Source organism: Lentzea sp., from assembly GCF_035525475.1.
Lineage (GTDB): Bacteria > Actinomycetota > Actinomycetes > Mycobacteriales > Pseudonocardiaceae > Lentzea.
This window is the reverse complement of the sequence record NZ_DATLEC010000051.1, coordinates 1-11,223: the sequence shown is the minus strand read 5'-3', so window position 1 is coordinate 11,223 and position 11,223 is coordinate 1. Positions and strand designations below refer to the sequence as shown.

13 protein-coding genes are annotated in these 11,223 nt (G+C 70.3%); 4 read left to right on the top strand and 9 right to left on the bottom strand.

The features are described from left to right. Positions 1-331: 331 nt before the first annotated feature. On the bottom strand, positions 332-1,084 hold the full coding sequence (locus tag VM306_RS09005) for a nuclear transport factor 2 family protein (protein ID WP_325512938.1): 753 nt from the start codon (positions 1,082-1,084) through the stop codon (positions 332-334). 55 nt (positions 1,085-1,139) lie between these two features. Here VM306_RS09005 and VM306_RS09000 point away from each other — a divergent pair, with 55 nt between their 5' ends. Continuing rightward, the gene (locus VM306_RS09000; protein ID WP_325512936.1) at positions 1,140-1,958 is read left to right on the top strand and encodes a helix-turn-helix transcriptional regulator; all 819 of its coding nucleotides are present in this window, start codon (positions 1,140-1,142) and stop codon (positions 1,956-1,958) included. Here the strand turns inward: VM306_RS09000 and VM306_RS08995 are convergent. The 8 genes from VM306_RS08995 to VM306_RS08960 form a co-directional block, all read right to left on the bottom strand. Further along, entirely contained in the window at positions 1,935-2,807 is an 873-nt protein-coding gene (locus tag VM306_RS08995) for an aminoglycoside phosphotransferase family protein (RefSeq protein ID WP_325512934.1), read from the bottom strand. The genes VM306_RS09000 and VM306_RS08995 overlap by 24 nt on opposite strands. Beyond that, positions 2,807-3,322, bottom strand: coding sequence for a GNAT family N-acetyltransferase (locus VM306_RS08990; RefSeq protein WP_325512932.1), 516 nt, complete (start codon positions 3,320-3,322; stop codon positions 2,807-2,809). Before VM306_RS08990 ends, VM306_RS08995 begins: the two co-directional genes overlap by 1 nt. Beyond that, positions 3,319-3,774, bottom strand: a complete 456-nt coding sequence (locus VM306_RS08985; protein WP_325512930.1) for a winged helix-turn-helix domain-containing protein — start codon at positions 3,772-3,774, stop codon at positions 3,319-3,321. Before VM306_RS08985 ends, VM306_RS08990 begins: the two co-directional genes overlap by 4 nt. Before the next feature lie 15 nt (positions 3,775-3,789). Then, positions 3,790-4,725 carry an ABC transporter substrate-binding protein gene (locus VM306_RS08980; RefSeq protein WP_325512928.1) on the bottom strand — a complete coding sequence of 312 codons (936 nt, stop codon included), beginning with the start codon at positions 4,723-4,725 and terminating at the stop codon, positions 3,790-3,792. Between the two features lie 11 nt (positions 4,726-4,736). Next, a complete protein-coding gene (locus tag VM306_RS08975; RefSeq protein WP_325512926.1) occupies positions 4,737-5,459 on the bottom strand; it encodes an amino acid ABC transporter ATP-binding protein in 723 nt (240 codons plus the stop codon). After that, complete coding sequence (locus VM306_RS08970; protein ID WP_325512924.1) at positions 5,456-6,304, bottom strand: amino acid ABC transporter permease; 849 nt, start codon at positions 6,302-6,304, stop codon at positions 5,456-5,458. The genes VM306_RS08975 and VM306_RS08970 overlap by 4 nt, the downstream gene beginning before the upstream one ends. Positions 6,305-6,540: 236 nt before the next feature. Continuing rightward, positions 6,541-7,812 carry an LLM class flavin-dependent oxidoreductase gene (locus VM306_RS08965; RefSeq protein WP_325512922.1) on the bottom strand — a complete coding sequence of 424 codons (1,272 nt, stop codon included), beginning with the start codon at positions 7,810-7,812 and terminating at the stop codon, positions 6,541-6,543. Positions 7,813-7,823: 11 nt separating this feature from the next. Next, complete coding sequence (locus VM306_RS08960) at positions 7,824-8,669, bottom strand: LLM class flavin-dependent oxidoreductase (RefSeq protein WP_325512920.1); 846 nt, start codon at positions 8,667-8,669, stop codon at positions 7,824-7,826. 431 nt (positions 8,670-9,100) lie between these two features. Between VM306_RS08960 and VM306_RS08955 the strand changes: the two genes are divergently transcribed. The 3 genes from VM306_RS08955 to VM306_RS08945 form a co-directional block, all read left to right on the top strand. Then, positions 9,101-9,487: a MerR family transcriptional regulator gene (locus VM306_RS08955; protein WP_325512918.1), complete on the top strand. Its 387-nt coding sequence runs from the start codon at positions 9,101-9,103 to the stop codon at positions 9,485-9,487. Next, entirely contained in the window at positions 9,478-9,786 is a 309-nt protein-coding gene (trxA, locus tag VM306_RS08950) for a thioredoxin (protein WP_325512916.1), read from the top strand. Before VM306_RS08955 ends, trxA begins: the two co-directional genes overlap by 10 nt. 18 nt (positions 9,787-9,804) lie before the next feature. Then, a partial coding sequence (locus VM306_RS08945) for a Na+/H+ antiporter (protein WP_325512915.1) occupies positions 9,805-11,223 on the top strand: 1,419 nt, incomplete at its 3' end.

The window sequence follows — 11,223 nt, the reverse complement described above, 5'->3', positions numbered from 1 at the left end:
TGGCGGGGGCCATTACGCCGGTTCGCGGATGGCGCGATGTGCTATGGCTCGGCGGCACTGCTCACCGGGTCCGCCGCACGGCGGGCAGATCGGCACCACAGGCAGACCGGCACCGCCGAGGCGTCGGGCGCCCACGGCAGTGCCGGTCGAGCAGGTCGTGCGCGGAGTGGCCGCTGCGCGGCCGGCGCGGATCGACCACGCCGGGGCGCCGAGCGAGAGCCGCGATCCGCGCCGCCGCAGCGGAGGCGCTCGCCCGGCCTCCCGCCGCGGTCAGGCGGTCCCTCCACAGTGGACGTCAACCACCCTGTCCCGGCGGTTCGGCGAGCACGGCTCAGAACACCCCGTTGGCGTGCGGCAGGCCGGCCGGGATCGGGGTGATGACGTCCCAGTGCTCGACGATCTTGCCGTCGTCCACGCGGAACAGGTCCCAGTACGCCACCGGCTCGCCGAACTCGCCTTCCGACTGCAGCAGTACCAGATCACCCTCCGCCACCGCGTTGTGGACGGTCTTGTAGACGAGGTTCTTCCCCTCCGCCGCCCACTTCGCCGCCGCGGCACCGAACCCGTCGAGACCGTCGGCGGCCTCCGGGTTGTGCTGCAGGTAGGTTTCGGTCGAGACGTAGTCGGTGAGGACCGAGTAGTCGGCGTCCTGCAGAATCCGCTGTGCGAACTCCAGGACCAGCGCGCGGTTCCGTTCGGTCTCGGAACCGGAGGGCTCGGCCGGTCCGTCCGTCTGGGACCGTCCACTCGCGGTCCGCTCGACCACCGGCGTGAGCGCGTCCCAGTGCTCCGCCAGCTTGCCGTCCCGCACGCGGAACAGGTCGAACGCGACGAGCGGCTGCGGGCCGAAGCCGTGGTAGACGCCGTGCAGTGCGACGAGATCGCCGTCGGCGATCACGCGGGCTGGTTCGTAGCGGAAGCCCTCCGGCAGCTGGGCGACGAGGCCGCGCAACGCCTCGGGTCCGTCCGCGACGAGCGAGCTGTGCTGGCGGTAGTCCGGCGCGACCCAGCGGTCCACGGCGGACGGGTCCTTGGCGCCGAAGAGCTCGCCGGTCGCCTTGAGCACGATCTCCTTGTTCTCCATGGCTCCCACGATGCCCCGGCGCAGCGGGGAGAACGAGGTAGGATCACGCCTCACCATGGTCAGAAGTGGACAGGTCACGCGGTTCGGGTTCAGCAACCCCGACCGCGGCAAGCTCGGGGTCGAGGTGCTCGACCTCGCCGCACTCAGACGCAGGCTCACCGAGGAAACGCTGTCGAAGGTGCACCGCACCGACTTCCACCAGCTGTTCCTGGTCACCTCCGGCGAGGCGGACGCCATGGTCGATTTCGTGGGCCACCGCTGCGGGCCGGGCACGCTGCTGCACGTCAGCCCCGGCCGTGTGCTCCGTCTTCCGGCAGGGGGCGCGGAGGCGTTCGTGGTGCTCTTCACCCCGGCGTTCCCCGACCACCCGCTCAGCCCGTTCGGACCGGTCCGCCACACCGTTCCCCAGGCGGAACGGGCCGTCTTCAACCGTGCCGTGCAGGACCTCCGGCAGGAGTACCGCCGCAACGTGCTGACGAACGAACCGGTGGACCTGCTGCGGCAGCTGCTGGGTGCGTTGCTGCTGCGCGTCGCCCGCCTGCCGGGCGCGGCTTCCCCCGGCGACGACGCCCGGTTCGAACGCTTCCAGCAGGAGCTGGAACGCGGGTTCGCCACCACGCGCAACGCCGCCGAGTACGCGGCGCGGATCGGCTACTCGCTGCGCAGCCTCAACCGCATCTGCATCGCCGCGACGGGCCAGTCGGCGAAGGCGCTGATCGACGCCCGTGTGGCGCTGGAGGCCAAACGGCTGCTCGTGCACACCGACCTGTCGTCGGCGGCGATCGGGCACCGGCTCGGGTTCAGCGAGGCCACGAACTTCACGAAGTTCTTCGCCCGCGAGACGGGCACGTCACCCGGCGCGTTCCGACAGTAGCTGGTCGAGCACGTGACGGGCGATGCCGGCGAGCAACGGGTTCGTGTCCCGGTAGTACGGCAGGGCCACGACCGCCATCTCCAGCGCCCATCCGCGCGCTCGCAGCCAGGTGGCGTCGTCGAACTCGCGCAGCTCGCGCCGGAACCGCGCACGGCCGCGTTCGTCGAGGAACAGCCAGGCGGTCATGAGATCGCCGGCGGGGTCTCCGACACCCGCGGCGCCCCAGTCGATCACGCCGGTCAGCTCGCCGCCGGTGAACAGCAGGTTGCCCCGGTGCAGATCGGCGTGCAGCCACCGCCCGGGCCCGTGCCAGCGCGGCGCGTCGAGCACCTCCTGCCACAACGCGAGCAGGCGCGGGTCGCCGCCGAGCTCCGCGATGCACGCGCGCACCTGCTCGTCGCTGCCGGAGTGGTCCCGGCGCCCTCGCCTGGTCGTCCACGGCCGACCGGCGGCGTCGATCCCCTGCAGGGCCTGGACGAACTCGGCGAGGCGAACGGGTGTGCTCTCGCCGGCCTCGCCGATCGTCGCGATGTCACCGGGCAACCAGCGCACGACCGTCCACCGGTACGGGTACTCCTCGGTGGGCTCCCCCAGTTCCAGCGGTTCCGGAACGGCGACCGGGAGGTGCGGGGCGAGCCGCGGCACCGTGTCGAAGTCCCGTTCGGCCTCGCCACTGGCCCGTCCGATGCGCGGAAGCCGCACCGCCAGCTCGTCACCGAGGCGGTAGATCGCGTTGACGGTGCCGCCGTGCTCCACCTTCGTGATCGGAAGTCCTTGCCAGCGCGGGAACTGCGACCGGACCAGCGAGTCCACAAGGGACACGTCCGTCGCGATCTCGCCCTCGTGCATCAACCACTCCCCCGCAGGCCCGGTGTCGCCGCATGCAACACCGGTTCCACGAGCAGGGGCAACTCCTTTTCGAACGGCAGCGGCCCGGCCGGCGGGACCGTGACGTCGAACAACGGCGTGTAGCCCGCCGCCAGGTACAGGCCGCGCGCCTCTGGCTGGCGTGGCCCGGTGGTCAGGTACAGGCGCCGGTAGCCGAGACGCTCGGCCTCGGCTTCCAGCACCTCCAGCACCCTGCGGGCGAGGCCCTGCCTTCGGTACGACGAGTGCGTCCAGATCCGCTTGAGCTCCGCGGTCGTCGAGTCGTGCCGCCGGAAGGCGCCACCGGCGACGGCGACGCCCTCCCGCAGCAACACCATCAGCCGGCCGTCCGGCGGTGTCAGGGTGTCGTCGGGGAACCGTTCCATCCGTTCCCCGGCCACCGGCCCGTACCTGCTCACGTACTCGTGCAGCAGTTCGGCCATCATCTCCGCGACCTCGGGTGCGCCCGGCCGCGTCCAGAGGACCTCGTCGGTCATCCCGCGCGGCGGTCCGCCAGCCGCACGACGTTCGCCGCGTCCTCGACCCGCACGCGGCTGCTGGAGGCCGCGAGGTAGCCGACGCCGCGGACGGTCTGGATCACGTCGGCCGCGTCGCCGAGCTTCTGCCGCACCCGGCGGACGTGCACGTCGACCGTGCGGGCGCCGCTGTAGTCGTCGTCGATGCCCCACACCGCCGACAACAGCTCACGGCGCCGGTGCACGCGGTCGGGGTGCTTGCACAGGTGCAGCAGCAGTTCGAACTCCAGCCGGGTCGTCTCGACGACCTCGTCGCGGAGCAGGACCTGCCGGGTGTGCGGCAGGATCCGGACCTCCGCGTCGCCGGGCACCGGCTCCGCGGGCGACTGCACGAGGCCCGCGTCCTTCATGGCGGCGAGCAGCCGCAACGCGGTCTCCTCGTTCTCGGTGTCGATGGTGATGCTGAACCGCATTGTCCGTCTCCTCGGTCAGGTCTTCGGCAGGCCCTGGGGGTTGATCTCCGACGTGGGCACCGCCTCGTCGGACAGACCCCAGCGCTTCAGCACCTCGGCGTACTTGCCGTTGGCGATCAGCTGGTTCAGGGCTTCCTGGACCGGGCCGACGAGCCCGCTGTCCTTCTTGGTGGTCGCGGCGATCTTGCCCTGGACGGTGGCGCCGCCGGAGAAGTTGCCGATCACCTCGGTCTGACCGGACGTGGCCGCGTGGTAGGCCGAGGTCGGGTTCGGGCCGAGGTAGGCGTCGATGCGCCCGGACTGCAGCGCGAGGTAGTAGTCGGAGGACTTCTGGAAGTACTTGATGTCGGTGGCGGGCAGGCCGGCGGCGACGTTCTTCGTGCTCCAGTCGACGAGGATCTTCTCCTGGTTGGTGCCGGACGACACCGCGATCACCTTGCCGGCCACGTCCTCGGGCTTCGCGACCTTCCAGCTGCCGCCCTTCTTCGCCTCGAACGCCAGCGTGTCCAGGCGGTAGGTGGCGAAGTCGTACTTCTCCTTGCGCGCCTCGGTGACGGTGATGTTGGACAGGCCGAGGTCGTAGGCGCCGCTGTCGAGGCCGACGAACAGGTTCTCCCACGACGAGATCTCGAGACGGGGCTTCAGGCCCAGCACGTCGGCGATCAGCGTGGCGATGTCGGTCTCGACGCCGATCACGGTCCTGTCGTCGGTGGCGTAGAACCGCAGAGGTGGCGCTGTACCGGCGTCTCCGCCGATGACGAGCTCCCCCTTGGTTCTGAACTTCTCCGGGACCTTCGAGGCGATCTTGTCGTCCTTCGCGGCCGTGACGCGGTTCTGGCCGGGGCCGAGGTTGACGTTCAGGTTCGCGCCACCGCTGGTGGCGGGCTCGCTCTCGGCGGTTCCGCACGCGGCGAGGACCAGGATGAGGGCGGCGAGAAGTGTCTTGCGCACAACGGACTCCTTCAAAGGACCTTGGACAGGAACGCGCGGGTGCGGTCGTGGACGGGGTGGTCGAGGACCTCGGCCGGCGAGCCCTCCTCGACGATCACGCCCTGGTCGATGAACACGACCCGGTCGGCGACCTCGCGGGCGAAGCCGATCTCGTGCGTGACGACGACCATCGTGGTGCCGGACCGCGCGAGGTCGCGCATCACGTCCAGCACCTCGCCGACGAGCTCCGGGTCCAGCGCCGAGGTCGGCTCGTCGAACAGCACGACCTTCGGTTGCGTGGCAAGGGCTCTGGCGATGGCGACGCGCTGCTGCTGGCCGCCGGAGAGCTGCCGCGGGTAGGCGCCCGCCTTGTCCGCCAGGCCGACCCGGTCGAGGAACGCCCGCGCGGAGGCGAGGTCGGCGGCCTCCGCCACGTTCTCCAGCGCGGTGAGGTGCGGGAAGAGGTTGAAGTTCTGGAAGACGAACCCGATGTCCTTGCGCTGCTTGAGGATCTCGCGTTCCTTGAGCTCGTGCAGCTTCCCGCCGCGGCGGCGGTAGCCGATCAGCTCGCCGTCGATCGTGATGAACCCGCGGTCGACCTTCTCCAGGTGGTTGATCGTGCGCAGCAACGTCGACTTGCCCGACCCGGACGGCCCGAGCACCACGACGACCTCGCCCGCCGCGACCTCCAGCGACACCCCGCGCAGCACCTCCAGCGTGCCGAAGCTCTTGTGCACGCCCAGAACCTCGATCATCGGCGGTCTCCTCGCGCGAAGTAGCGCTCGACGTAGTGCTGGCCGACCGAGAGCAGGGTCGTCAGGATGATGTACCAGACGGTCGCGACCATCAGCAGCGCGACGACCCTGGCGTTGCGGCCGTAGATCACCTGCACCTGGTAGAACAGTTCGCCGATCGCCATCACCGACACCACCGACGTGCCCTTGAAGAGGCTGATCACCTCGTTGGCCGCGTTGGGCAGGATCGACCGCATCGCCTGCGGCAGAACGATCCTGCGGAACTGCCGGAACCTCGGGATGCCGAGCGCGGCCGCCGCCTCCAGCTGCCCCCGGTCGACCGAGATCACGCCGGACCGCACGATCTCCGCCGCGTAGGCCGCCTGGTGCAGCGCCAGGCCGAGCACCGCGGCGCCCATCGGGCTGATCAGCTCGATGGTCTCGAAGCTCACGAACTCCGGCCCGAACGGGATGCCCAGGCTCAGGCGCTGGTAGAGGTAGGAGATGTTGAACCAGAACAGCAGCTGCACGATCAGCGGGATCGACCGGAACGCCCAGACGTAGGTCCAGCCGACGGCCCGCAGGAACGGGCTCTTCGACATCCGCAGCACCGCCACCACGATGCCGAGCGCGAACCCGAGGACGGTGCCCAGCACGGTCAGCAGGATGGTCGTGCCGACGGCGGTGATGATCGACCGGGCGGTGAAGTAGCGGGCGAACGTCGGCCAGTCCCACGCGGGGTTGGTGACGAGGCCGTGGACGAACTGCGCGGCCAGCACCAGCACGAACGCGACGCCGACCCAGCGCCACGGGTGCCGCGCCGGCACGACCGGCAACGACGCCGGATCGTCGTCCTTTGTGGACACGAGTGTCAGGGTGCCAGGAGAGGCCATCGGGGAGTCCTTGCTGCGGCGGGGAACGTGAGGCGAGCTGGAAGGTCAGCTCGTGCAGTCGTTGTGGCAGCGGGAGGACAGGATGATCGTGGCGAAGACGGCCATCCTGTCCTCCCTTCCCTGCGCTCCCCGAGGAGAGCACTCACTCAACGACGCTCACGGTAGGTACCGGCGAATCAGCTGGGCAAGGACGTCCACTTGCTGAACAACTATCGGAGTCCGAGATGATCCCTCAACGTCGGACCCGAGTAGTCCTCCCGGAACACACCGCGTTCCTGCAGCAACGGCACGACGGTGTCGGCGAACTCGTCCAGCCCGCCGGGCGTCACGTGCGGCACGAGGATGAAGCCGTCCGCCGCGTCCTGCTGCACGAGGTCGTCGATCTGCGTGGCGACGGTGTCCGCCGACCCGATGAACGTCTGCCGCGCGCTCACGTCGATCACGAGGTCGCGGATCGAGAGGTTCTTGGCCGCGGCCTTCTCCCTCCACTCCCGCACGGTCGCGGCCGGGTCCTTGAACATCCGCACGCTCGCGCGGCCCTTCGCGATGGTGTTCTCCCCGGTCACGGGCTCGACGTCGGGCAGCGGCCCGTCCGGGTCGTACGCGCTGAGGTCGCGGTTCCACACCTGTTCCAGGAACCGGATCGCGGTCGCGCCGCTGACCTGCTGCCGCCGCACGACGGCGCCCCTCTCCTGGGCGTCCGCGTCCGTGTCGCCGAGGACGAACGTGGCCGCGGGCAGCACCACCAGCTGGTCGGGCGTGCGGCCGTACTTCGCGAGCCTGCTCTTCACGTCGCTGTAGAACTTCTGCCCCGCCTCCAGCGTGCCGTGCCGGGAGAAGATCGCGTCGGCGGTCGCGGCGGCGAACTCCCTGCCCTCCTCCGAGTCCCCGGCCTGGAGGATCACCGGACGGCCCTGCGGCGAGCGCGGGACGCCGAACGTGCCGCTGATGCCGAAGTGCTGGTCCTGGTGCTCGAACGGGCCCACACCGGTGTCGAACAGCTTCCACGCCGTGCGCAGGAACGACTCGGCGCGCGTGTAGCGGTCCTCCTGCTCCAGGAACCCGCCGCGGCGGAAGTTCTCGCCGGTGAACGCGTCCCACGAGGTGACGACGTTCCACGCGGCGCGCCCGTCCGACAAGTGGTCGAGCGAGGCGAACTGCCTGGCCACCTCGTAGGGTTCGTTGAACGTCGAGTTGATCGTGCCCGCGAGCCCGAGCCGGTCGGTGACGGCGGCCAGCGCGGCGAGGACGGTGAAGGTGTCCGGCCTGCCGACGACGTCCAGGTCGTAGATCTGCCCGCCCTGCTCGCGCAGCCGCAGCCCCTCGGCGAGGAAGAAGAAGTCGAACTTCGCCCGTTCGGCCGTCTGTGCCAAGTGGACGAACGAGTCGAAGTCGATGTGGCTGCCTGCCTGCGGGTCGCTCCACACGGTCGTGTTGTTCACGCCGGGGAAGTGCGCGGCGAGGTGGATCTGCTTGGTCATCTCGCGCTCCTTCAGGCGAACTGGTTGGCAGGACGGGTGAGGCCGAGGTGGCCGCGCAACGTCGTGTGCTCGTACTCGGCGCGGAACAGCCCGCGCCGCCGCAGCTCGGGCACGAGTTCCCGGGTGATGTTCGTGAGGTCGCCGTGCAGGCGGAAGCCCGCGAACCCCTCCTCGTGCCACGCGATCAGCTGGTCGACCGGCGTGGCGGCGTCGACGTCCCGGAAGACGAGCCTGTCGGTGGCCGAGGGGTCGTCGGAGAAGACGATGTCCCCCACCGGTTCCGTGGCCGCGACCAGCGGATGCCCCTGCGGCGGCCGCGGCGTGATCGACGGCCCCCGCACGGAGAACCAGCGACCCTCGAAGTCGATGTAGTGCAGCTTCTCGCGGTCGATGAACCGCCCGGTGGCGACGTCGCGGATCTCGGCGTCGTCCTCCCAGCTGTCCCACAGCCCGCGCAGGACCTCGGCGTAGTCGGCCGCCTCCTCCCACAGGTCGTCGAGGTCTTCGCGGCGCCCGAAGTGCCTGGCCTCGGCGGGGTTCGGTGCAACGGTGAGCTGAACACCGGCACGCCCCTTGCTCACGTGGTCGAGCGTCGCGATCGCCTTGGACACGTGGAACGGCTCGGTGTGCGTCACCACCGCCACCGGCACCAGGCCGATCCGCGTGGTCAGCGGCGCGATTCGCGCGGCCGTGAGCACGGCGTCCAGCCCTGGTCGGCCGTCCAGGGAGTCGTCGAACGTGACGAAGTCGAGCTTGGCGTCCTCGGCCTCGCGCACGAGCCCGGCCCAGTGCTTCGCGCTGTACGCCTCGTCGCCGGTCGCCTGGAGCGCTGCGGCCAGGTGCAGTTGTGAACCCACCGGTCCCCCTCTCCTCGTTTTCCCCGCATTCTGTTGCGGTGGGAGGGCTTGGCGCTGGGGCGGCCACTGGGTGGGAAAACTGGCTGGGGCGGGAATAATCCGCGCTTGCTGGCCATGCCGCGGTGGACTGCGGCTGGCCGCCGGTGAACGCCTCGGCTTGCGTAGGTGGTTGCGCAGACCCGGACGGCGCGGTGGTGGTCATCGCCGCTTCCCGGCGGTTCACAGGGAAGACGGCTCGCTTCGCCTCGCCCTTGGGGGTGCTGGCCGCCGGGTACCGCACCGGGGCGTTCCCCGCAGCGCACCGCACCTGGGCGTGCCCAGCGCCGCGCTTGCACTGCGCCCTTCCCGGCACCACGCCTCACCGCTGCCGGGGCTCGCCGCGGACTGAAAAGGTTGCCTTGACGTGCGCGTCAAGGTTTAGCGTTCCGTCCATGAGGATCGGCGAACTGGCCAAGCGAGCCGGCACCACGACCCGTGCGCTGCGCTTCTACGAGTCCGAGGGGCTGTTGGAGGCGCGGCGCGCGTCCAACGGGTACCGCGAGTACGGCGAGCACGACCTGCGGCTGGTGCGGGAGATCCAGTCGTTGCAGGCCGTCGGGTTGTCGCTCGAGGACACGCGGCCGTTCGTGGCCTGCCTGCGCGCTGGGCACGAGTCCGGTGACTCGTGTCCCGACTCGCGGGAGGTCTACCGGCGCAAGCTCGCCGAGGTCGACGCGTGCCTGGACCGGCTCAACGCGGTCCGGGAGTTCCTGCTGGCCAGACTCGCCTTCCAAGACCCGTGCCTCGTGCCCGACCCTGAGGAGTACCAGTGCAGCTGACCGACGCCACCTTCGCCGAGAGCACCCGGACCGGGACCGTTCTCGTCGAGTTCTGGGCGCAGTGGTGCGGACCGTGCCACATGCTCTCGCCCGTGCTCGACGAGATCGACCGCGAGCGCGACGACCTGACCGTGCTCAAGATCAACGCGGACGAGAACACGGCCACCGCTCGCGATTACCAGGTCATGTCGCTGCCGACGATGCTGCTGTTCCGCGACGGCGTCCCGATTCACCAGATCGTCGGAGCTCGCCCGAAGTCGCGTCTGCTCGCCGAACTGGATAGCGCGCTCGGCGCGTGAGCCGCCTATCTTGAGGCCATGCTCGGTCTCGAACTCGTAGTGGTGCTGGGCGTGTGCATCCTGGCGAGCACCGTCGCGTCCGGACGGTTGCGCCTCGCGGCACCGGTGCTGCTCGTCCTCTGTGGCGCGGTGCTCGGCTTCGTGCCGGGGCTGGAATCGGTCAGCCTCCCGCCGGAAGCGATGTTGCTGATCTTCCTGCCCGCGTTGCTGTACTGGGAGAGCCTCAACACCTCACTGCGGGAGATCCGCAGCAACCTGCGCCCGATCGTGCTGCTCAGCACGCTGCTCGTGCTCGCGACCGCCGGGTCGGTCGCGGCGGTCGCCCACGCGCTGGGCCTCGACTGGGGCCCGGCGTGGGTGCTCGGCGCGGCACTGGCCCCGACCGACGCGACCGCCGTCTCGGCCATCGCACGGGGCATGCCGCGCCGCACCACGACGATCCTGCGGGCCGAGTCGTTGATCAACGACGGCACCGCGCTCGTGATCTACGCCATCGCCATCGCGATCACCACGGGAGAGCAGCAGTTCAGCACCGGCCTGGTCGGGGTGCGGCTGCTGCTGTCCTACGTGGGCGGCGCGCTGGCGGGCCTCGCGATCGCGTGGCTCGCGGTGCAGGTACGCAAGCGGCTCGACAGCCCGTTGCACGAGAGCGTGGTCAGCATCCTCACGCCGTTCTCCGCGTTCCTGCTGGCCGAGGTGGCGCACGGCTCCGGCGTGATCGCCGTGGTCGTGTGCGGCCTGACGCTGTCGCAGGTCGGTCCGCGCATCGTGCCGGCCGACACCCGCCAGCAGAGCTCCGCGTTCTGGACCATCGCCACGTTCCTGCTCAACGGCGCCCTGTTCGTCCTGATCGGACTCCAGGCCAACGGCGCGATCCGCGCGCTGGACGGCTCGGAGACCCTCACCGCGTTCGGCGCGATCGGCCTGGTGGCGCTGACCGTGACGGGCACCCGCCTGCTGTGGAGCTACACCACCCCGTACATCATCCGGGCGCTCGATCGCCGTCCACAGCAACGACTCCGCCGCGTCGGCGCCCGCCAACGGCTGGTGTCGTCGGCCGCCGGGTTCCGCGGCGCCGTGTCACTGGCCGCGGCGCTGGCGGTGCCGGAGACGGTCGTCGGCGGCGGCCCGTTCCCGTTCCGCGACGAGATCATCCTCATCACGTCCGGTGTCGTCGTCCTGACGCTGATCGTGCAGGCGATCCTGCTGCCGACGATCATCCGGTTCTCCCGCCTGCCGGAGGACACCGCGGTCGACGAGGAGCTCAAGCTGGCCCAGTCGACCGCGTCCGAGGAGGCCTACGAGGCCCTGCCGCGCCTCGCCGACAAGGTGGGCGTGAGCGACGTCGTCTACAAGCGCGTGCTCGCCGAGTACGAACACCACATGGAGGTCAGGCGCGCCAAGGAGGCCGGCGACGAGGAGGTCGCGCAGTCCGAG